24 protein-coding genes and 1 tRNA gene are annotated in these 19,342 nt (G+C 65.4%); 17 read left to right on the forward strand and 8 right to left on the reverse strand.

Translation table 11 applies throughout. From position 1 onward, the window contains the following. Nucleotides 1–69: 69 nt before the first annotated feature. The gene (locus NV2_RS22555; RefSeq protein ID WP_067877970.1) at nucleotides 70–609 is read right to left on the reverse strand and encodes a LytR C-terminal domain-containing protein; all 540 of its coding nucleotides are present in this window, start codon (nucleotides 607–609) and stop codon (nucleotides 70–72) included. Between the two features lie 39 nt (nucleotides 610–648). Further along, entirely contained in the window at nucleotides 649–993 is a 345-nt protein-coding gene (napA, locus tag NV2_RS22560; RefSeq protein ID WP_067877973.1) for a nucleoid-associated protein NapA, read from the reverse strand. Nucleotides 994–1,120: 127 nt separating this feature from the next. Between napA and NV2_RS22565 the strand changes: the two genes are divergently transcribed. The 4 genes from NV2_RS22565 (at nucleotide 1,121) to NV2_RS22575 (ending at nucleotide 3,459) form a co-directional block, all read left to right on the forward strand. Continuing rightward, nucleotides 1,121–1,711: a peptide deformylase gene (locus tag NV2_RS22565; protein ID WP_067877976.1), complete on the forward strand. Its 591-nt coding sequence runs from the start codon at nucleotides 1,121–1,123 to the stop codon at nucleotides 1,709–1,711. Next, nucleotides 1,701–2,690, forward strand: a complete 990-nt coding sequence (locus tag NV2_RS22570; protein ID WP_067877979.1) for an N-acetylglutamate synthase, CG3035 family — start codon at nucleotides 1,701–1,703, stop codon at nucleotides 2,688–2,690. Before NV2_RS22565 ends, NV2_RS22570 begins: the two co-directional genes overlap by 11 nt. An 83-nt stretch (nucleotides 2,691–2,773) precedes the next feature. Next, complete coding sequence (locus NV2_RS31015) at nucleotides 2,774–3,028, forward strand: hypothetical protein (protein ID WP_084475294.1); 255 nt, start codon at nucleotides 2,774–2,776, stop codon at nucleotides 3,026–3,028. Beyond that, nucleotides 3,025–3,459 (forward strand): type II toxin-antitoxin system VapC family toxin, encoded by a 435-nt coding sequence (locus NV2_RS22575; protein WP_067877982.1) that lies wholly within the window; start codon nucleotides 3,025–3,027, stop codon nucleotides 3,457–3,459. Before NV2_RS31015 ends, NV2_RS22575 begins: the two co-directional genes overlap by 4 nt. Before the next feature lie 85 nt (nucleotides 3,460–3,544). Here the strand turns inward: NV2_RS22575 and NV2_RS22580 are convergent, their stop codons facing one another. Beyond that, complete coding sequence (locus NV2_RS22580; RefSeq protein WP_067878142.1) at nucleotides 3,545–3,904, reverse strand: Rv2640c family ArsR-like transcriptional regulator; 360 nt, start codon at nucleotides 3,902–3,904, stop codon at nucleotides 3,545–3,547. 97 nt (nucleotides 3,905–4,001) lie between these two features. Between NV2_RS22580 and NV2_RS22585 the strand changes: the two genes are divergently transcribed. The 9 genes from NV2_RS22585 to NV2_RS22620 all read left to right on the forward strand — a co-directional run bounded on the left by NV2_RS22585 (nucleotide 4,002) and on the right by NV2_RS22620 (nucleotide 8,735). Continuing rightward, the gene (locus NV2_RS22585; protein ID WP_067878145.1) at nucleotides 4,002–4,532 is read left to right on the forward strand and encodes an ArsI/CadI family heavy metal resistance metalloenzyme; all 531 of its coding nucleotides are present in this window, start codon (nucleotides 4,002–4,004) and stop codon (nucleotides 4,530–4,532) included. Between the two features lie 69 nt (nucleotides 4,533–4,601). Then, nucleotides 4,602–5,639, forward strand: coding sequence for a flavin-containing monooxygenase (locus tag NV2_RS22590; RefSeq protein ID WP_067877984.1), 1,038 nt, complete (start codon nucleotides 4,602–4,604; stop codon nucleotides 5,637–5,639). Nucleotides 5,640–5,708: 69 nt separating this feature from the next. Further along, on the forward strand, nucleotides 5,709–6,080 hold the full coding sequence (locus NV2_RS22595; RefSeq protein ID WP_067877986.1) for an ArsR/SmtB family transcription factor: 372 nt from the start codon (nucleotides 5,709–5,711) through the stop codon (nucleotides 6,078–6,080). Then, complete coding sequence (gene arsB / locus NV2_RS22600; protein WP_067877989.1) at nucleotides 6,077–7,174, forward strand: ACR3 family arsenite efflux transporter; 1,098 nt, start codon at nucleotides 6,077–6,079, stop codon at nucleotides 7,172–7,174. Before NV2_RS22595 ends, arsB begins: the two co-directional genes overlap by 4 nt. Beyond that, entirely contained in the window at nucleotides 7,171–7,581 is a 411-nt protein-coding gene (locus NV2_RS22605; RefSeq protein ID WP_067877993.1) for an arsenate reductase ArsC, read from the forward strand. The genes arsB and NV2_RS22605 overlap by 4 nt, the downstream gene beginning before the upstream one ends. 232 nt (nucleotides 7,582–7,813) lie before the next feature. Then, a complete protein-coding gene (locus NV2_RS22610) occupies nucleotides 7,814–8,080 on the forward strand; it encodes a type II toxin-antitoxin system Phd/YefM family antitoxin (RefSeq protein ID WP_067877996.1) in 267 nt (88 codons plus the stop codon). Further along, on the forward strand, nucleotides 8,077–8,331 hold the full coding sequence (locus NV2_RS22615; protein ID WP_067877999.1) for a Txe/YoeB family addiction module toxin: 255 nt from the start codon (nucleotides 8,077–8,079) through the stop codon (nucleotides 8,329–8,331). Before NV2_RS22610 ends, NV2_RS22615 begins: the two co-directional genes overlap by 4 nt. Nucleotides 8,332–8,416: 85 nt before the next feature. Beyond that, the gene (locus tag NV2_RS31755) at nucleotides 8,417–8,554 is read left to right on the forward strand and encodes a hypothetical protein (RefSeq protein ID WP_168436153.1); all 138 of its coding nucleotides are present in this window, start codon (nucleotides 8,417–8,419) and stop codon (nucleotides 8,552–8,554) included. 108 nt (nucleotides 8,555–8,662) lie between these two features. Then, a tRNA-Glu gene (locus NV2_RS22620) sits at nucleotides 8,663–8,735 on the forward strand. Nucleotides 8,736–8,791: 56 nt separating this feature from the next. On the opposite strand, the gene NV2_RS22625 is transcribed toward NV2_RS22620, so the two are convergent. Together NV2_RS22625 and NV2_RS22630 are read right to left on the reverse strand one after the other, a co-directional pair. Continuing rightward, nucleotides 8,792–10,756 (reverse strand): glycosyltransferase family 39 protein, encoded by a 1,965-nt coding sequence (locus tag NV2_RS22625; protein WP_067878002.1) that lies wholly within the window; start codon nucleotides 10,754–10,756, stop codon nucleotides 8,792–8,794. Beyond that, a complete protein-coding gene (locus NV2_RS22630; protein WP_067878005.1) occupies nucleotides 10,753–12,003 on the reverse strand; it encodes a bifunctional glycosyltransferase family 2/GtrA family protein in 1,251 nt (416 codons plus the stop codon). Before NV2_RS22630 ends, NV2_RS22625 begins: the two co-directional genes overlap by 4 nt. 115 nt (nucleotides 12,004–12,118) lie before the next feature. Here NV2_RS22630 and NV2_RS22635 point away from each other — a divergent pair, with 115 nt between their 5' ends. Continuing rightward, nucleotides 12,119–12,931 carry an exodeoxyribonuclease III gene (locus tag NV2_RS22635; protein ID WP_067878008.1) on the forward strand — a complete coding sequence of 271 codons (813 nt, stop codon included), beginning with the start codon at nucleotides 12,119–12,121 and terminating at the stop codon, nucleotides 12,929–12,931. 48 nt (nucleotides 12,932–12,979) lie between these two features. On the opposite strand, the gene NV2_RS22640 is transcribed toward NV2_RS22635, so the two are convergent. Next, nucleotides 12,980–13,618, reverse strand: coding sequence for a hypothetical protein (locus NV2_RS22640; protein WP_067878009.1), 639 nt, complete (start codon nucleotides 13,616–13,618; stop codon nucleotides 12,980–12,982). Between the two features lie 77 nt (nucleotides 13,619–13,695). Further along, nucleotides 13,696–15,522 (reverse strand): acyl-CoA dehydrogenase, encoded by a 1,827-nt coding sequence (locus tag NV2_RS22645; RefSeq protein WP_067878012.1) that lies wholly within the window; start codon nucleotides 15,520–15,522, stop codon nucleotides 13,696–13,698. 277 nt (nucleotides 15,523–15,799) lie between these two features. Here NV2_RS22645 and NV2_RS22650 point away from each other — a divergent pair, with 277 nt between their 5' ends. Together NV2_RS22650 and NV2_RS22655 are read left to right on the forward strand one after the other, a co-directional pair. Continuing rightward, complete coding sequence (locus tag NV2_RS22650; protein WP_067878014.1) at nucleotides 15,800–16,426, forward strand: TetR/AcrR family transcriptional regulator; 627 nt, start codon at nucleotides 15,800–15,802, stop codon at nucleotides 16,424–16,426. A 94-nt stretch (nucleotides 16,427–16,520) separates the two neighbouring features. Further along, nucleotides 16,521–16,760 (forward strand): hypothetical protein, encoded by a 240-nt coding sequence (locus NV2_RS22655; RefSeq protein ID WP_067878017.1) that lies wholly within the window; start codon nucleotides 16,521–16,523, stop codon nucleotides 16,758–16,760. A gap of 76 nt (nucleotides 16,761–16,836) precedes the next feature. Here NV2_RS22655 and NV2_RS22660 read toward each other — a convergent pair whose 3' ends face one another. Further along, nucleotides 16,837–17,355, reverse strand: a complete 519-nt coding sequence (locus tag NV2_RS22660; RefSeq protein ID WP_245662741.1) for a hypothetical protein — start codon at nucleotides 17,353–17,355, stop codon at nucleotides 16,837–16,839. Between the two features lie 249 nt (nucleotides 17,356–17,604). Here NV2_RS22660 and thiC point away from each other — a divergent pair, with 249 nt between their 5' ends. Further along, the gene (thiC, locus tag NV2_RS22665) at nucleotides 17,605–19,236 is read left to right on the forward strand and encodes a phosphomethylpyrimidine synthase ThiC (RefSeq protein WP_067878151.1); all 1,632 of its coding nucleotides are present in this window, start codon (nucleotides 17,605–17,607) and stop codon (nucleotides 19,234–19,236) included. Nucleotides 19,237–19,342 lie beyond the last annotated feature (106 nt).

Below are 19,342 nucleotides of genomic sequence, written 5' to 3' on the forward strand. Positions count from 1 at the left end.
CAGATTCCTTATCGCACAAGATGATGCCAGAGTCGTTGCGCACCGTCCGGGCCGGGCTCGCATGCGGTTCTAGTTTCCGGTGACGATAACGACCACGCCCGGCGCCGAGTCGGCAATTCCCGGGAATCGTGGTTCGGCCGAGACACCCAGTTCCTTCGCCACCGCTTCAGCGGTCTCCCGTTCGTTCGGTGAGTCGCCGTAGTAGACAGTTGTTTTCGCGATCACACCGCCGGGGTAATTGCCGGTTTCGGCGACATCGAACCCAGCGCTGGTGAGCTGGGAACCGGTGCGCGAGGCCAGGCCGGAAACCGTGCTGTTGTTGAGCACCCGGACCGGCACCGATGTATCGGCCGCGCCCGGCGTGGTGGTGGTGAGCGTGGTCGTCGGCGCAGCCGGTTCGGCCGTCGTGGGCGCCACCTCGCTCGTAGGCGCGGGGGCTTCCGAAGTTTCCGAGGTTTCGGTATCGGACGAGGTCTGCGCGGCGGACTCCGGACTCGAATTCGACAGCGACATCGCGCCGAGGCCCGCGAAGACGATGGCCAGCGCAATCAACACCATCGCGAGTGCTCGCAGCGGCGGTCCACCGGAGGGCGGATTCGGGTTGCTCACGGTTTCGACCCTAGTCGCACGGTTGGGCGGGTGCGCGCATCAGACCTGGAAGCCCAGCCGACGCGCCGCCCGCGATTTCTGCCGGCTCGCCCGCAACCGTCGCAGCCGCTTCACCAGCATCGGATCGGCGGCCAGGGCTTCGGGCTTGTCGACGACGGCATTCAATACCTGGTAGTAGCGGGTGGCGGACATCGAGAACAGTTCCCGGATGGCTTCTTCCTTGGCACCCGCGTACTTCCACCATTTACGTTCGAAATCGAGAATGTCGAGTTCGCGCCGGGACAGGCCCCCGGCCTGCTCGGTTCCCTCGACCGCTGCCGCGTTCGCCTCGCTCGCGGAGCTGTCCTCGCTTGCGGATAGATGCTGGGCCGCTGCGCTGTCCATATCGCTCCCTCGCCGAATCGAAAACCGGACGACAGTCGAGGTCATTCAACCACGCGGCACCGACGTTCACCGAGGCGTCCTACGGCGTGTCGGTCCGCACCCGAACCGCCGCGTAAAGTGTCCGACCATGGCGATTCTCCCGATCCGCATCGTCGGCGACCCGGTTCTGCACACCCCCACCCGGCAGGTGTCGCAGTCGCCGACCGAACTCGCCCCGTTGATCGCGGACATGTACGAAACGCTCGACGCGGCCAACGGCGTGGGCCTGGCGGCCAATCAGGTGGGCGAATCGCTGCGTCTGTTCATCTACGACTGCCCCGACGTGGCATCCGACGGATCGGTGCAGCGGCGGCGCGGCGCGGTGATCAACCCGGTCCTGGAGACCTCCGAGATCCCGGAGACCATGCCGCACCCCGACGACGACGAGGAAGGCTGCCTCTCGGTTCCCGGTGAGCAGTTCCCCACCGGCCGTGCGGAATGGGCGCGAGTCACCGGCACCGATGAACACGGCGAGCCGGTCACCATCGAGGGCGAAGGCTTCTTCGCCCGCATGCTGCAGCACGAGGTCGGCCACCTCGACGGCTTCCTCTACGTCGACGTGCTGCTCGGCCGCAACGCCCGCGGCGCCAAGAAGGCCATCAAGCGCAACGGCTGGGGCGTACCGGGCCTGAGCTGGGTGCCAGGCGAGGTGCCGGATCCATTCGGACATGACGACTGAGCGTCCGGGAATCCCGCTCGGCCGGCGGGTCGTCCTGCGGTACCGCCTTCCGGAAGGGCAACCGCAGCAATTCACCGATGTGATCGGCGAACTCGTCTCCTACGATCCGATGCGGGTCCGCACCGTGGACGGCGACACCGTCACCGTCGGCACGGACCGCGTGGTGGCGTTGAAAGCCCTGGGGCCCCGCCCCATCCGGATCGGCGAGATCCGCGCCCTGGAAGCGGCCGCCATCGACGGCTGGCCCGGCACCGACCGCGCCTGGTTCGACGGCTGGCTCTGCAGCGCCGGCAACGACTACACCTTGCGCGCCAATTCGGCCGTGCCACTGGGAGATTCCGGACGCAGCGCAGACCTCTCCGTGCCGACGCTGCAGCAGGTGAGCGAGTGGTACACCGAACGCGGGCTCCCCCTGCGCCTGCGCCTCCCCGACCGCTTGGCCCCCGTGCCACCCGGTTGGCAGACCTGGGGCGAGACCCTCGTCCTGGGCATGGACATCACCACCTTCGTCCTGCCGCGAGGTCCTTCGATGGTCCGCATCGACGAACAACCGCACCCGGCCTGGTCGGAACTGCACCGCTATCGCGGCGAGGATGCGCTCGACGTCCCCGCTCCGGAACCGGACCTTGCCGAACTGAGCGCAGTACACGAGGGTGAACTCGGTTTCGCCGCACTGGGTGTGCCGACACCGCTGGCGATCGGCCGCGGCGCTGTGACCACCGCCCCCGACGGCCGCCGCTGGATCGGCCTGACCTCGGTATCGGTCGCCGCACCCCACCGCCGCCACGGGCTGGCGACGCTGGTGTGCGCGGAACTGATCCGCTGGGGCCACAACCGGGGCGCGACGCACGCCTACGTGCAGGTCGAAACCGGCAACGACGCTGCGCTGGCGCTGTACCGGGAAATGGGGTTCGTGGAGCACCACTACTACCGATATGCGGCCCCCGGAGCCGACGGGGACGGGCACCCTACCGAGTGAGCGCGCAGGTCGCGCGCCCTAGTTGCCGATGGCCGTAATATTTGATGCTCATACATCAAGAAGAATGATGCTATGATGCATACATGCGCACGACAGTCACCCTGGAGCAGGACACGGCAGCACTGTTGGCGCAGTACATGCGGGATAAAGGCGTGTCCTTCAAACGGGCGCTCAACGATGTTCTGCGATCCTCACTCGCGCCACGACCTACACATGAACGCGTTACGGTGCGGACTCGGTCGATGGGCAAGCCGGCAGTCGACCTCGACAAGGCCGCACAGCTGGCGTCCTCGCTCGATGACATCGAGGTGGCCCACAAACTCGAGCTCCGCAAGTGAAGGTAGTAGATCTCAACGTTCTGCTGTATGCCGTCAACGCCAACGCGCCACATCATCACCTCGCCCACACCTGGCTGGAGGACGCGCTCAACGGTATAGAGCCGGTCGGGTTCTGCTGGTCCGTAATGACCGGCTACCTCCGCATCAGCACCAACCCGAGAATCTTTCCCGAACCGTTGACGGCAACCGAGGCGCTCGCCGACATCAAGACGTGGTTGTCGGCCGATGCAACGGTCGTAGTCGAGCCCGGCGCCGGCCACCTCGACATCCTGGCAGACCTGCTCGAGAAAACGGGCACGGCCGGGAATCTGGTTACCGACACCCATATCGCAGCACTGGCGATCGAACGCGGTGCGGAAGTCGTCTCGTTCGACACCGACTTCGCACGCTTCGACGGATTGCGCTGGTCCCGACCAACCGCTCCCGACTGACTCCCGGGTCGGCAGGGTTCCGTACCCTGCCACGCGGCGGCATCACCGGGTCAGGCGTAATACCTTGCAGCGCAGGTTATTCCTCTCACCGGCAGCAGTTCGGGTCCAGGACTACGCACAACGCGGCGAGCGCCTCGCGCTTGGCGTGGTGCACGACGTTCATTCCGATGCGTTCGGAGTCCACCAGGCCCGCCTTACGGAGTTGCGAAAGATGATGGCTGACAGTCGATTCGGAGAGCTCGACAGCAGCAGCCAGGTCGCCGCCGTTCGCGCCGATGTCAGGGTCGGCCAGCAGCAGTGACATCAGTTTCACCCGGACCGGGTCGGCGAGGGCTTTGAGACGCAAAGCGACTTCGAGGGCGGCGGTGTCGTCCACCGGGCCAGCGGCTACCGGCGCGCAGCACACGGGTGCAGACATATCGATCACGGGCAGCGCTTTGGGCATGAATCCCATGATACGCATTGGATTGACATATGTCGAAAAGGTGGCACACTCGAACTCGATCAGCCTTTTCGACATATATCTCACCATGGAGGTTTTCATGTCCCGCGTGCAACTCGCCCTCAACGTCGACGACCTCGACCAGGCGATCACCTTCTACTCGACGCTGTTCAACACCGAGCCCGCCAAACGCAAGCCCGGATACGCCAACTTCGCGATCGACGACCCGCCGTTGAAGCTGGTCCTGCTCGAGAACACCGGACAGGGCGGGACGATCAACCACCTCGGCGTCGAGGTCGAGTCCTCCGAGCAGGTTCACGGCGAGATCGCGCGCCTGTCGGATGCGGGCCTGTTCACCGAGGAGCAGATCGCCACCACCTGTTGTTTCGCCACCCAGGACAAGGTGTGGGTCACCGGCCCCAACGCCGAGAAGTGGGAGGTCTACACCGTTCTCGCCGATACCGAGAACTTCGGCACCGCACCCGAATTCGCCACTGATGACGCCGAAGCCGTGCAAGCCTGCTGCGGCACCGGCAGCACGACCTCCCTACCTCTGACCGACGAGTCTGCGGCGTGCTGCACACCCGAGACGAAGGACAAAGCGGCCGCGGCGGGCTCGTCCTGCTGCTGACATTCGTCCCGGGCGCGGCCGTTGTCGTCGGCGCGGCCGCGCAGCATCATCGACATCGAAAGAACTGTTGTGACAACTCGATACGACGCACTCGTCATCGGTGGCGGCCAATCCGGGCTCGCCGCCGCCCATCACCTGACGCGGCGCGGACACACGGTCGCTGTGCTCGAAGCCGGCCACGAGGCAGTGGGGTCGTGGCCGCGCTACTACGACAGTCTCACCCTGTTTTCCCCCGCTCGCTACAGCGGACTGCCCGGCATCAGCTTCGGCGGCGACCCGGACCGGTACCCGCACCGCGACGAAGTCGTCGACTACCTGCGCCGCTACGCCACCCGCCTGGACGCCGACGTGCTGTGCGGGCGGCGTGTGGATACCGTCACCCATGACGGGGAAGCGTTCACCGCGCACACCGCCACCGGTGAGACCTTCACCGCGCCACGACTGGTCGCAACCACCGGTTCGTTCGACAACCCACACCTTCCGCCGCTGCCGGGCGCCGACGGATTCTCGGGGAAACTGCTACACGCCGGCGACTACCGGTCACCCGGCGAGTTCGCCGACCAGCACGTGATCGTAGTCGGGGCGGGCAATTCCGCGGTCCAGATCGCCACCGAACTCGCCACGACCGCCTACGTCACCCTGGCTACACGAGCACCGGTGAGGTTCCTCGCCCAACGCCCGGGCGGGCGCGACGTGCACTTCTGGTTCCAGGCGTCCGGGTTCGACCGACTCCCGATCGGCGCCTACCTGAACACACCGCCGACGCAGCCGGTCCTCGACACCGGCCGCTACCGCGCCGCGATCGCCGCCGGTCGTCCCGAGACCGCACTCATGTTCACCCGGCTGGACGGCGACAGTGCGGTGTGGCCCGACGGCACCCGCACTCGCGTGGACGCGATCATCGCCGCGACCGGCTACCGTCCGCACCTGCCCTACCTCACCGGCCTGCACGCGCTCACCGACTCCGGCCTGCCGCGTCATCGGCGGGGTGTGTCCACTACGCTGCCCGGACTCGGCTATCTGGGTTTGGAGTGGCAGCGCACCCCGGCATCGAACTCGCTGCGCGGGGTGGGCCGCGACGCGAACTGGCTGGCCCGCCGCCTCTAAGTGACGGGGTGAGTGAGTTCACCGGTTATTCGCTTGCCCCACGGTATCGACATCAATCAATATCGATGCATGTCTAAACCACAGGTGCCGGTGACCGTGCCGGTCGGCTGCGACCCCACCCCGACAGTGGGGCGTGCACTGACCGGCGCGGAAGCCACCGACTTGGCGGTGATGTTCAAAGCCCTCGCCGACCCCGTCAGGTTGCGCGTGCTGTCGGCCATCGCCGCCCGCGCCGGCGGCGAAGCCTGCGTATGTGACGTCTCCGACGGACTCGATGTCACCCAACCGACCATTTCTCACCACCTCAAGGTGCTGCGCGAGGCCGGCCTGGTGACCAGCGAGCGCCGCGCGTCCTGGGTCTACTACCGCGTCGTCCCGGAGGCTCTGCAACAACTGTCACTCGTGCTCGGCCGCCAAGCCGGATTGGAGGTGGTCTCGTGACAACGACGCAACACACCGATCCCCCTGCGGTGGTCGGCAAACTATCGACACTGGACCGGTTCCTGCCGGTCTGGATCGGTGTCGCCATGGCCGCCGGTCTACTGCTCGGACGCCTGATCCCCGGCCTCGGTGACAGCCTGTCCGCGGTCGAGGTCGACGGGATCAGTCTGCCGATCGCGATTGGGCTGCTGGTCATGATGTACCCGGTACTGGCCAAGGTCCGCTACGACCGCCTCGACACAGTCACCGGCGACCGCCGACTACTCGTCGGTTCCCTGGTCCTGAACTGGGTGGTCGGGCCCGCGCTGATGTTCGCCCTCGCGTGGCTGTTGCTGCCGGATCTGCCCGAGTACCGGACCGGGCTGATCATCGTCGGATTGGCTAGATGCATTGCCATGGTGATCATCTGGAACGACCTCGCCTGCGGCGACCGCGAAGCCGCCGCCGTCCTGGTCGCCTTGAACTCGATCTTCCAGGTCGTCATGTTCGCCGTGCTCGGCTGGTTCTATCTCTCGGTCCTGCCCGGATGGCTCGGCCTGGAACAGACCACCATCGATACCTCGCCGTGGCAGATCGCGAAATCGGTACTGATCTTCCTCGGCATCCCCCTCGTCGCCGGATTCCTCACCCGCCGTCTCGGTGAGAAATTCCGGGGCCGGGAGTGGTACGAGTCGAAGCTGATCCCCCGGATCGGCCCCTGTGCCCTGTACGGGTTGCTGTTCACGATCGTCATCCTGTTCGCCCTGCAAGGCGACCGGATCACCTCCCAACCCTGGGATGTCGTCAGAATAGCGATCCCCCTGCTCGCCTATTTCGCAATCATGTGGGGCGGCGGCTACCTCTACGGACGCATGGCCGGCCTCGGCTACCAGCGCACCACCACTCTGGCGTTCACCGCCGCAGGCAACAACTTCGAACTCGCCATCGCCGTCGCGATCGCCACCTACGGCGCCACCTCCGGGCAAGCGCTGGCCGGAGTCGTCGGACCACTCATCGAAGTCCCCGTCCTCGTCGGCCTCGTCTACGTCTCCCTCGCACTACGCAACCGTTTCCCCCACACCACAACCGGCACTTCAACGGAGGTAACTCGATGACCGCAACACCGTCGGTCCTGTTCGTGTGCGTCCACAACGCCGGACGCTCCCAAATGGCCCAAGGGTTCCTCGCCCACCTCACCGGCAACCGCATCGAGGTCCGCTCCGCCGGAACCGAACCCGGCGACCGGATCAACCCCGCCGCAGTTGAGGCCATGGCCGAGGTCGGTATCGATATCACCGCCCAGACTCCGAAGATTCTTACCCCCGATACCGTCCAGACCAGCGACGTCGTCATCACGATGGGATGCGGCGACACCTGCCCCTACTTCCCCGGCGTCGACTACCGCGACTGGAAACTCGACGACCCCGCAGGCAAAGGCGTCGAGAGTGTCCGACCCATTCGCGACGAAATCCGCAGGCGCGTCGAAATCCTCATTGCAGAACTACTGCTACAGCGAACGTGAATTCGAGGGGTACCCCTTCGCAGTAGCCAACGGGCTTCTTGACCTGGTGTAGTAGCGAGCGCCCATCGATTACTGTGCGCGCCGGACCATCGAGTCCGTCGGAGTGATCAGCACTTCCGACACAGCCGAAGTCGTCGCTCTAGAATCGGTCGGCCAATTCGCGGCCACGGGCAGTGATGTCGTTCGTTATCGGTGACAGATGCTCACCTCTTAGCCGGAAAGGAGATTGCCGATGACCAGCATGTCTGCCAGTGAGGCTCGTGCCAGCTTGTATCCACTCATCGAGCAGGTCAACGACGATGCCATCGCCGTCCACATCACCAGCCGCAAGGGCAACGCTGTACTGATCTCCGAAGACGAATACAACTCTCTTCGCGAGACGCTGTATCTGATGCGCTCCCCAGCCAACGCCGCACGTCTCACTCGAGGAATCGCACAGCTCGAGGCAGGCGAGTCCGTCGAGGTGGACTTGGAAGGGCTCACGAAAGAACTCGGGTGAAGATCACCTTCGCCAAAGCCGCCTTCGAGGATTTCGAACATTGGATCGCTACCGATCGGAAGATCGCGCTGCGAATCACCCGTCTTATCAACGACATCGATCGCAACCCGTTCGACGGGCTCGGCAAGCCCGAGCCGCTGAAGGGCGACAAGTCCGGATACTGGTCACGCCGAATCAACGACGAACACCGCCTGGTCTATGCGGTCCCCGGAAACAGCATCCTGATCGCACAGGCTCAGTATCACTACTAGGCCGCGATCGGCGGCGGCACTCCACCAGGTCCTGCTCACGGTACGCTGACCAGGCAGGTTTCACACACTCACAGGGGAGTTGATCATGGATTCAGGTTCTGCGGGTGCGCTCGAAGGGATTCGGCAGGGGTATCTCAACGGCGACCCGGTAGCTACCGCGCTGTTCATTCCGCTGTTCTTCATCGCGGGTGCGTTCGCTCTGATCACCGGGCAGCCTTTCTAGTTCCGGGAGCTACAGACTTCCACTCCAACCCTGTGAGCACCGGATTTGGCGCCCACTGGCCCGGCAGCTAAGCTATTCGAGCTCCGGGTTTTCGGAGTGGAAAGTCCTGGCCCCGTCGTCTAGCGGCCTAGGACGCCGCCCTCTCAAGGCGGTAGCGCGGGTTCAAATCCCGTCGGGGCTACACATGTGATGATGCCCGTTCCACCTAGGTGGAACGGGCATCGTCGTCTCTCGGGGTCACGCTGTGGTGGTCAGGTCGTAAACCGTAACGCCATCGACCTGCTCACCGGTGAAGTTCTGTTCGACCCATCGGGTGATCGCCGCAGCGGTCGTGTCCTGCGAAGTTCCGCCAGGTCCTTTGTCGCCGCCGGCGATGAAGTAGTGGATGTCGCCTGCCGCCACGTACTCGCGGAACTGGTCCAGGGTCGGATAGGGGTCGGTACCGTTGAATCCGCCGACCGCCATCACCGGTAGCTCGGTGGCGAGCTGATAACCGGCGGCACGGTTGGAGCTCACGGTGGCCGCGGTCCAGCGGTAGGCGTGGGCGTCGCCCAGCAGCAGTGCGGTCATCTCGTCACTCGGCGCGCTGGCCTTCATGAAGTTGCCGCCGGGAGCGTCGCGGCCGCCCGGGCCAGTACCGTCCGGCGCCGGACCACCGCCGCCGGTTCCCCGGCCCGCGCCGCCGACAGCTCCCGGTCCGAACGGTCCGCCCGGTGGGTGCATTCCGTGACCGAACGACATCGGCATTCGGGGCCCGGCATTCGGAATTGCTCCCGACTGCGCGGAATCCAGGGTGTAGGCGGTGTAGGCAACCGGTCCCGCGAGCGCGATCGCACCGGCCGCGACCGCGATTGTCAGTGCGACGCGGCGCGGTGCCGGAATCAGCAACGCGAGCGCGACCGCGACCCCGCCGACGAGAACCAGCCAACGCAGCCAGGGCACGAAATCGAGGCTGCGCGACAAGAGAATCCACGCGGTTGCCGTGGTTGCTGCCAGGGCAACCGCCGCGACGAGCCGGACCCACAATCGTTCGCGCTGCTTCCACAGCACGACCGCACCCGCACCGACCAGCGCGGCAATCGCCGGTGCGAGCGCGACCGTGTAGTACTGATGGAAGATGCCTTTCATATAGCTGAAGACGAGCCCCGTCACCAGCAACCACCCACCCCACATCACGAACGCGGCGCGCCGTGCATCGGTCCGGGTTGCCCTGCCGCACAGCACTGTTCCGGCGACGAGCAGGATCAATGCGGCGGGAATCAACCAGGCGATCTGACCGCCCTGCGCTGGATCGAACATCCGCCCGATGCCGGATCGACCCCACATACTCGCGGTATCCGGGCCCCGTCCGGGGGTAACGCTTCCGACCTCGTCACCGTTGAGCCGGCCCAGACCGTTGTACCCGAGGGTCAGCTCGATGATCGAATTGCGGGTCGAGCCACCGAAATAGGGCCTCGAATCCGGGGCCCACAATTCGGCGATCAGAATCCACCAGCCGGCGCCCGCGATCATCGCGACGGCCGCGGCGAACAAATGCGCGACCCGCTTCCCGAGCCGTGGCGGACCGGCCAGCAGGTAGGTGGCGGCCAGCGGCGGAACCACCAGCAGCACCTGCAGTTGCTTGGTGAGGAAACCGAACCCGATGAACGTTCCACACAGGATCAGCCACCGCAGGCGTCCGTCTTCGTTTGCCCGAGTCATCGCCCAGCAGGCGGCGACCATCAATAGCACCAGTAGCGCATCCGGATTGTTGAACCGGAACATCAAGGCGGCCACGGGGGTTACCGCCAGCACCGCACCAGCGAGCAGACCTGCCACCGGCCCGAACGGACGCCGCACGGTCGCCCACAGCAGGGCGACTGCAGCCACCCCCATGAGCACCTGTGGAACCAGCAGACTCCAACTGGACAGCCCGAAGGCTCGGACCGCGATGTCCATCGACCACAGGGCGGCGGGAGTCTTGTCCACGGTGATCGCGTTGGAGGCATCCGAGGAACCGAAGAGGAACGCCTTCCACGACACCGAACCGGCTTGGGCCGCAGCGGAATAGAAGGCGTTCGCCCACCCGTTGGCACTGAGATTCCACAAATAGGCGGCGGCCGTGCCGAGTAGCAGCACGGCCAGTGCGGGATACTCCCAGTTCCGACGCCGCGCCGGAATATCGTCCGATGCGGCGGTGGGTCGCTCCAGTGTGGTGGTCATCTGGTCTCCGCTTCGCCGGGAACGGTGCCGGAAACCGCATTACGAAATACCCACCGCAACCCCACGAACCGGCACAGCGTCGCCACCAGATTCGCGACGACGAGCACGAACAACTCGACATGCAACGACGTGTCCGGAGCCCACCGGTGCAGCGCGAACAGTGAGCCGCTGGTGAGCACCCAGGCGCAGCAGAAAATCAGCAGCCCCTGGAAATGGTGCGAAACCACGCTGCTCGAACCGCGCACGCCGAAGGTGAACGCGCGGTTGGCCGCGGTATTGGCGACGGCAGTGATCAGCAATGCCGCGAAGTTCGCCGGCTGGGCGCCGATCACGGTCTGCAGCAGCAGGTATATCAGCAGGTAGGCCACCGTCGATGCCGCACCGATGATCCCGAACCGCACCAGCTGGCCGACCATCCCCAGTGGAACGCCGTCCACGAGCGGTTCCCGGCCGATCGCGGCCCGCAACTGATTGATCGGCAGCGTCCCGGTGGTCAGCCCGCGCCCCACGCGCCATACCCCGAGCAGATCCTTGCGCGCGGTATCGACGATATCGACACGACTGTCCGGATCGTCGATCCAGTCGACCGGCACCTCGTGGATCCGCAGCCCGGCCCGTTCGGCGAGTACCAGCAGTTCGGTGTCGAAGAACCATTCGCCATCCTCGACCAGCGGCAGTACCTGTCGCGCCACTTCGGTGCGCATCGCCTTGAATCCGCATTGCGCATCGGAGAAGTGTGCCTGCAGCGACGCCCGCAGGATCAGGTTGTAGCAGCGCGAAATGAACTCGCGTTTCGGCCCGCGAACCACCCGCGACGATTTGGCCAGCCGGGTACCGATCGCCAGATCCGAGTGGCCCGAGACCAACGGCGCCACCAACGGCAGCAGCGCGTTGAGGTCGGTCGACAGGTCGACATCCATATAGGCGACGACCTCGGCGGCGGAGTCCGCCCACACCGCCCGCAGCGCACGACCTCGGCCCTTGCGGTCCAGGTGCATCACCTCGACCTCAGGCAACTCGTCGGCGAGCGCGCGTGCGATAGCCAGCGTGGAATCGGTGGACGCGTTGTCGGCCACCGTGATTCGCGTCGAGAACGGGAATCCTGTGCCCAGGAAAGCATGGAGGCGGCGCACACAGTCGGCCAGATCGCGTTCCTCGTTGTACACCGGAACAACGATCTCGAGCACGGGGGTGCGTATCGATTCGGGGGCGGTGGCCGCCTGAACTGCCGTAGCTGGCTCGGACATGAGCCCACTGTCGGATCCTTGGCTTGGGTACCGCTGCGCCCCGGCTGTGAGCTTGCTGGGAGGAGGCACCACCTGCCGGGGATTCGCCCCGGCTGCACGGCTAGTCTCCGGTGACATGAGGCTGGCCACGTGGAATGTGAACTCGATCCGGACGCGAGTGGATCGGGTGCTGTCATGGCTGGACCGGGCCGATATCGACGTCCTGGCGATCCAGGAGACCAAATGCCGGGACGAGCAGTTCCCGGCCGAAAAGTTCGAGGCCGCCGGCTACGAGATCGTGCACACCGGATTCAGCCAGTGGAACGGGGTCGCGATCGCCTCGCGGATCGGGATCGACGAGGTCGAGGTCGGTTTTCCGGGCCAGCCCGGATTCGACAAGGAAGCCGATACCGCACTGCTGAGCGCGCCGGTGGTGGAGGCGCGCGCGATCGGCGCGACCTGCGGCGGGGTGCGGGTGTGGAGCCTGTACGTCCCCAACGGCCGTTCGCTCACCGATCCGCACTACACCTACAAGCTGGACTGGCTTGCCGCACTGCGTGATTGCGGCGCGGCCCGGTTGCGGGAGGACCCGTCCGCACAGATCGCCCTGTGCGGTGACTGGAATGTCGCGCCCACCGACGACGATGTGTGGTCACCGGAGTTCTTCGAGAACAAGACCCACGTCTCCGCACCCGAACGTGCGGCCTTCCAGGCGGTGGTGGACGCCGGATTCACCGATGTGATGCGACCGTTCGCACCGGGGCCCGGCGTGTACACCTACTGGGACTACACCCAGCTGCGCTTCCCACGTAAGGAGGGAATGCGGATCGATTTCGTGCTCGCCTCCCCGGCCCTGGCCGCGCGGGCCACCGACGCCGGAGTGGATCGCGAGGAACGCAAGGGCAAGGGTGCTTCCGACCACGCGCCCGTGGTCGTGGAGTTCGGCTGAGGGCTACCTCGGGTTCGGCGACTGCTGCGGGTCGCGTCGATGCGTCGCTCAGCTCTGGCGGGTCTTGATCGCGTCGTCGGAGATGTAGACGTCGTAGGTTCCGGGAGTCGCTATCACCGCGTTGCCGTAGGCGGAGCGGATGAACGGCGTGGTGAACCAGCTGCCGTCGCGCATATCGGTGAAGAAGTCGCCGTCGCCACCGTTGAGCATGGTCTGATGCTGCTGGACCGGCTCACCGTCGAGCCGCTGGCCGTACAGCCTGGTCACCTTGTAGCCGGAGTGGAAGCCGAGGGCATTGACCCACGGCTCGAGTTCGACGATATCGGCCTGCAATACCCACATATCGCCGTCGATCCGGTAGGTCCGGTGGATCTCGTCGTGATTGCCGTCGCCGTAGAGCGTGAGTTCGACATCGAGGGTATGGTCACTGCCCGCCACGCTGCGAGCGACCACGTGGGCCGCCTTGATCTCGCCGGTCAGGCCCAAGTAGGTCTGCAACAGCGTGACCGCCCACAGCAGCACCACGGCTACCAGCAGGACGACCAGCCCGCCGGCGCCGCGCCCGATATGCCTGCGCCAACCTGCTTTACGCGCCCGCACCACGGCGGTGACGAGCAGTGCGATCGCCACCAGGAACAGCACCGCCAGCACCACCTGGAGCCAGCCGAATGCCATCGGAAACACCATGCCGACAGTTGTACTCCGAAAAGCGCACGGCCGACCGGGATTTCCCGGCCGGCCGTGGTGGGGTGCGACACCTTCGTCTAGAAGGCGCTTTCGTCCAGCTCCATGATGTCGTTGTCGAGGTTCTCCAGCACGGTCCGCACCCCGGTCAGCAACGGCAGCTGGTTCTTGGCGAACCATGATGCTGCGCTGATCTTTCCGGTGTAGAACAGCCGATCGGACTCCGAGGGCGTTCCGGCGAGCGCCGCTTGTGCGATCTGCGCCTGCACCAGCAGCCGCCATGCGATGACGAGATCTCCGACGGCATGCAAGAAGCGCACCGATCCGAGACCCACCTTGTAGATCTCCTCCGGATTCTGCTGCGCGGCCATCAGATAACCGGTCAGGGCTGCGGCCATCGCCTGCACATCGGCCGATGCGGCGCCCAGCAGTGCCTTCTCCGCCTGCAGCACGCCGGGCTCGCTGTCGACGAACTGCTGCACCAGTCCGGTGACATGTCCCAGTGCGGCGCCCTTGTCGCGAACGATCTTGCGGAAGAAGAAGTCCTGCGCCTGGATGGCGGTGGTGCCCTCGTAGAGCGAGTCGATCTTCACATCGCGGATGTACTGCTCGATCGGATAGTCCTGCAGATAGCCGGAACCGCCGAAGGTCTGCAGTGTCTCGGTGAGGATTTCGTAGGCGCGCTCGGAACCCACCCCCTTGACGATCGGCAGCAGCAGATCGTTCACCTTCGCCGCCAGCTCGGCGTCGGCACCGAAATTGGCCTGCGCCACATCGGCACTCTGATATGCGGAGGTGTAGAGATACAGTGCGCGCAGACCCTCGGCGTAGGCCTTCTGCAGGGTGAGACTGCGCCGGATATCGGGATGGTGGGTGATGGTGACGCGGGGCGCGGTCTTGTCGGTCATCTGTGTCATATCCGCGCCTTGTACACGAGTTTTCGCGTACTCCAGCGCATTCAGATATCCGGTGGACAGGGTTCCCGCCGACAGCACGCCGACCATCATGCGGGCGTTCTCGATCACCTTGAACATCTGCGCGATACCGTTGTGCACCTCGCCGACCAGGTAGCCGACGGCAGGTGTCTCGCCGCCGTAGGTCAGCTCGCACGTGGGTGAGGATTTGATCCCCATCTTGTGTTCGAGATTGGTGACGAGCACGCCGTTGCGTTCGCCCAGAGCCATTGTCTGCGTGTCGAAGAGATATTTCGGCACCAGGAACAGCGACAGCCCCTTGGTGCCCGGACCGGCGCCCTCGGGCCGGGCCAGGGTGAGGTGGAAGATGTTGTCGGCGGTGTCGCCGACGTCACCACCGGAGATGAATCGCTTCACGCCCTCGATATGCCAGCTGCCGTCGGGCTGTTGCACCGCTTTGGTGCGTCCCATACCCACATCGGAGCCGGCGTCGGGCTCGGTGAGCACCATTGTTCCGCCCCAGCGGTTCTCCCAGGCGTGCGTGGCCCAGCGTTGCTGTTCCTCGGTGCCCTCCCGGAACACCACCTCGTGCATGAGCGGACCCATATTGAAGAACGCGGCGGAACTGTTGGCCGATACGAGCATTTCCTGCGTCGCCCAGATCAGCGGGGACGGTGCGTCGACGCCGCCCATGTCCTCGGGCATACCGAGGCCGGACCACCCTGCCTCGTTGATCGCGGCGACCGTCTTGCGCAGCGGATCGGGCACGGTGACCTCGTGCCGGGAGGGATCGAATGCGATGGGGTTGCGGTCGCTGTCGACGAACGAATCAGCCACCGGCCCTTCGGCCAACCGCAGTACCTCGGTCAGCATTCCGCGTGCGGTGTCGGTATCCAGATCTCCGTAGGCGCCGGCCTCCAGAAGCGCACCGATCTGCAATACCTCGAACAAGTTGAACTCGATATCCCGAAGGTTCGCCATGTAGTGCGACACGCCACCGGCCTCCTCGCCATCGTCTGGTGTTATCAGTGGGAGGTTGCCGTACCGGCGTTTACTTACGCAAGCGTAAGTGGGCTGTACCTAGAGAACTACGAATAACTTACCGGCACCGAACCCCATCCGCTATTCACATTCCACAATCCTCCAACGGTTCTGCGGAATTCGCCAGGAATATGCTCGCATTCGATATATGAGCGCAACACCAGCTTCTGCCCGGGCCGGATCCGCGCGGCCCGGAAATCCGCCGGTGGCCGCTGCTATCTTGATCGGCATGGCTTCGGAATCCGCGGTGCGCCCGCGACAACGAGCCCAGCATCTCGGCCCCGAACGCCGACGCCCGCACGTTCTGGACGCGGCACTGCGCATCGCGGCCGACGAGGGCATCGCAGCAGTCACGGTCGCCGCCGTCGCCGAGAAACTCGGTGTGACCCGGCCGGTGATCTACGCCTGCTTCGCCGATCGGGTCGAACTCCTCAACGCACTCCTGCAGCGTGAGGAGAGCATGTTGCGGGCCGGCATTCTCGACGCGCTGCCACCGCGGCAGGTCGAGGCGGACGAGGAGGTCTTCGTCGAGGGTTTCCGCGCACTTCTGGAAACGGTCGCCAAGCGCCCGGACACCTGGAAGCTGCTGTACGGCAATCCGGACCCGGCGGTGGCCGGTTCGTTCGATCGGGGGCGCACCCTCGCCCTCGAACGTTGCACCCGGCGGCTGCGTCCCACCCTGCAAGCGTGGAACATCACCGACGCCGAACGTAAGCTGCCGGTCCTCGTCGAGCTCTGGGTTTCCGCAGGTGAGGGCGCTGTCCGCACCCTGATCGCGGAAGACGGCCAGTGGACGCCACACGATCTGGGCGCCTTCGTCGGGGCCGCTGTCTACCGGGCCCTGCGTTCGGCCTGAGGCAGGCTCACAGGCCCCGAGAACGCGGGGCTACTCGGCGCTGTGCCCTCGCGCTAGCGTGATGCCCGATACCGGTTCAGAGAGGTAGCCCCACGTGAAGCGCATTCTTGCCGCGGCAGCACTTGCTGTCGCCGCCGCCGCACCGATGAGCGTCCTGACTGCCACGACGGCCGGCGCCGCCCCGGCAATCGCGTCGTCGGGCTCGGCATCGGGTTCTGCCGATCTGCTACCGCAGATGCCGCCGAACTGCGTCGGTAACTACGACCCGCTGCTGTTCGCCGTCCAGTGGTACGTCACCGGCACGTATCCCCGCAGTTGCGGCATCGGAGGCTGAACGGCACCCCTCCCGTGCAGGGTCGCTCCGGACCGGTGCCGTTCACATCGCCGCGAACGGAACCGGTCCGTGCCGGCTATTCGCCGCCGTTCTCCTCCGGATTCGGCCCCGCGCCGTGATTCGGATTCGTGCAGATCGTCCCCTCACAGGGAACCATCGACCCGTCACCGTTCGGGTTCTCCATCATGGTGCCGCCGTTCTCCTCCGGATTCGGGCCGGCACCGTGATTCGGATTCGTGCAGATCGTCCCCTCACAGGGGACCACCGAACCGTCCCCGTTCGGGTTCGGCATCACCTGGCCGCCGTTCTCCTCCGGATTCGGCCCGGCACCGTGATTCGGGTTGGTGCAGATCGTCCCGTCGCACGGTTCGGGTGATTGCGGATCACCGGGCGAGTTCTGGTGTTGTCCGGAATTATTCTGCGGCACAGCGGTTTCGGATTCGGCCGTCGGCTTCGCCGAGCTGGTTTCCGAGGTCGTCGGGGCGGCTGTCGTCGACTGCGTCGTGGTCGTATCGGTGGTGGACGTGTCGTCGGAACACGCCGACCCGAACAGCGCGAGGGCAGCTATCGCGGTCAACACGGTGAGACGATTCATCAACCGATGGTCGCACGCTCGAGGTCGACAATCCGACAAGCCCGTCGAAGCGGCAATTCCGGACGATGACGGGGCAAGTCTGGCCTCACAGCGGGGGTGCCGAGTAGGGTCGGGCCGGTAACGAATCACGCCAACGGGGGCTCGCACCAGCGGGCTGAGAGGACGGCTAGCCCACTTTCGGGCGCGTCAGGGCCGTCGACCGTATGAACCTGACCGGGTAATGCCGGCGTAGGGAGGATTGACTTCAGCATGTCGTCGAACCATGTCACCACCGGCCCGATCGCGGGCAGCACCAAGCATTACGAGCAGGTCGATGCCGATGGCACGGCCCTGCGCATTCCCGTTCGCCGCATCAACCTCACCAACGGCGAACATTTCGACGTCTACGACACCTCCGGTCCGTACACCGATGATGCGGCGACGATCGACCTGGATGCCGGCCTGCCGAAACTGCGCGACGAGTGGAGCAAGCCCGATATCGAGGGCCCACGCACCCAGCTGGCCTGGGCTCGCGCCGGGCTGATCACCGCGGAGATGCGGTATATCGCTGCCCGCGAGGATGTTTCCGCCGAACTCGTGCGCGACGAGGTCGCCGCCGGCCGCGCGGTGATTCCGGCGAACCACAACCACCCCGAATCCGAGCCGATGATCATCGGCAAGAAGTTCGCGGTGAAGATCAACGCCAATATCGGCAACTCGGCGGTGACCTCGTCGATCGCCGAGGAGGTGGAGAAGATGGTGTGGGCCACCCGCTGGGGTGCCGACACCATCATGGACCTGTCGACCGGCAAGAACATTCACGAGACGCGCGAGTGGATCCTGCGGAACTCGCCGGTGCCGGTGGGTACGGTGCCGATCTATCAGGCGCTGGAGAAGGTGAACGGCGATCCGACGGCGCTCACCTGGGAGCTCTACCGCGACACCATCATCGAACAGGCCGAGCAGGGCGTCGACTACATGACCGTGCACGCGGGTGTGCTGCTGCGCTATGTGCCGCTGACGGCCAAGCGGGTCACCGGCATCGTGTCCCGTGGTGGTTCGATCATGGCGGCCTGGTGCCTGGCCCACCATCGGGAATCGTTCTTGTACACGAATTTCGCGGAGCTGTGCGACATTCTGGCGCGCTACGACATCACTTTTTCCCTCGGTGACGGGCTGCGCCCAGGCTCGATCGCGGATGCCAACGACGAGGCACAGCTCGCGGAGCTGCGCACCCTCGGCGAGCTGACCAAGATCGCGAAAGCCCGTGGCGTGCAGGTGATGATCGAAGGGCCAGGCCACGTGCCGATGCACAAGATCGTGGAGAATGTGCGGCTGGAAGAGGAATGGTGTGAAGAAGCACCGTTCTACACCCTCGGACCGCTGGCCACCGATATCGCACCGGCCTACGACCACATCACCTCCGCGATCGGTGCCGCGATCATCGCGCAGGCCGGGACGGCGATGCTGTGCTACGTCACCCCGAAGGAACATCTGGGCCTGCCCAATCGCGACGATGTGAAGACCGGCGTGATCACCTACAAGATCGCCGCCCATTCCGCCGATCTCGCCAAGGGCCACCCCCGGGCGCAGGAGCGCGACGACGCACTGTCCAAGGCGCGCTTCGAATTCCGTTGGCACGACCAGTTCGCGCTCTCACTGGACCCCGACACCGCGCGGGAGTACCACGACGAAACGCTGCCCGCCGAGCCGGCCAAGACCGCGCACTTCTGCTCGATGTGCGGACCGAAGTTCTGCTCGATGCGTATCTCGGCCGATGTACGGGAGTACGCCGAGAAGCACGGCTTCACCGATGTGGACGCGATCGAGGCCGGTATGGCCGAGAAGTCCGCGGAGTTCGCCGAGGCGGGCAACCAGGTCTACCTGCCCGTCGTTTCCTAGGCGACCACCTGCCGCCGGCTGCATCGACCGGTGCGGCCGGATCCATCCGTAGCAGCGAAAGCTGTTGCGCTGCTTGCGCCGGTGCCCCCGCCGCCACGGTGGGCAC

It is taken from the genome of Nocardia vermiculata NBRC 100427 (assembly GCF_001613265.1).
GTDB classification, from domain to species: Bacteria; Actinomycetota; Actinomycetes; order Mycobacteriales; family Mycobacteriaceae; genus Nocardia; species Nocardia vermiculata.

Bases quoted from the DNA above. Each gene is read 5' to 3' on its own strand.
- napA (WP_067877973.1), bottom strand. From the start codon at position 993: ATGGACAGCGCAGCGGCCCAGCATCTATCCGCAAGCGAGGACAGCTCC.
- NV2_RS22565 (WP_067877976.1), top strand. From the start codon at position 1,121: ATGGCGATTCTCCCGATCCGCATCGTCGGCGACCCGGTTCTGCACACC.
- NV2_RS22570 (WP_067877979.1), top strand. From the start codon at position 1,701: ATGACGACTGAGCGTCCGGGAATCCCGCTCGGCCGGCGGGTCGTCCTG.
- NV2_RS31015 (WP_084475294.1), top strand. From the start codon at position 2,774: ATGCGCACGACAGTCACCCTGGAGCAGGACACGGCAGCACTGTTGGCG.
- NV2_RS22580 (WP_067878142.1), bottom strand. From the start codon at position 3,904: ATGCCCAAAGCGCTGCCCGTGATCGATATGTCTGCACCCGTGTGCTGC.
- NV2_RS22585 (WP_067878145.1), top strand. From the start codon at position 4,002: ATGTCCCGCGTGCAACTCGCCCTCAACGTCGACGACCTCGACCAGGCG.
- NV2_RS22595 (WP_067877986.1), top strand. From the start codon at position 5,709: ATGTCTAAACCACAGGTGCCGGTGACCGTGCCGGTCGGCTGCGACCCC.
- NV2_RS22605 (WP_067877993.1), top strand. From the start codon at position 7,171: ATGACCGCAACACCGTCGGTCCTGTTCGTGTGCGTCCACAACGCCGGA.
- NV2_RS22610 (WP_067877996.1), top strand. From the start codon at position 7,814: ATGACCAGCATGTCTGCCAGTGAGGCTCGTGCCAGCTTGTATCCACTC.
- NV2_RS31755 (WP_168436153.1), top strand. From the start codon at position 8,417: ATGGATTCAGGTTCTGCGGGTGCGCTCGAAGGGATTCGGCAGGGGTAT.
- NV2_RS22625 (WP_067878002.1), bottom strand. From the start codon at position 10,756: ATGACCACCACACTGGAGCGACCCACCGCCGCATCGGACGATATTCCG.
- NV2_RS22630 (WP_067878005.1), bottom strand. From the start codon at position 12,003: ATGTCCGAGCCAGCTACGGCAGTTCAGGCGGCCACCGCCCCCGAATCG.
- NV2_RS22635 (WP_067878008.1), top strand. From the start codon at position 12,119: ATGAGGCTGGCCACGTGGAATGTGAACTCGATCCGGACGCGAGTGGAT.
- NV2_RS22640 (WP_067878009.1), bottom strand. From the start codon at position 13,618: ATGGTGTTTCCGATGGCATTCGGCTGGCTCCAGGTGGTGCTGGCGGTG.
- NV2_RS22650 (WP_067878014.1), top strand. From the start codon at position 15,800: ATGGCTTCGGAATCCGCGGTGCGCCCGCGACAACGAGCCCAGCATCTC.
- NV2_RS22660 (WP_245662741.1), bottom strand. From the start codon at position 17,355: ATGAATCGTCTCACCGTGTTGACCGCGATAGCTGCCCTCGCGCTGTTC.
- thiC (WP_067878151.1), top strand. From the start codon at position 17,605: ATGTCGTCGAACCATGTCACCACCGGCCCGATCGCGGGCAGCACCAAG.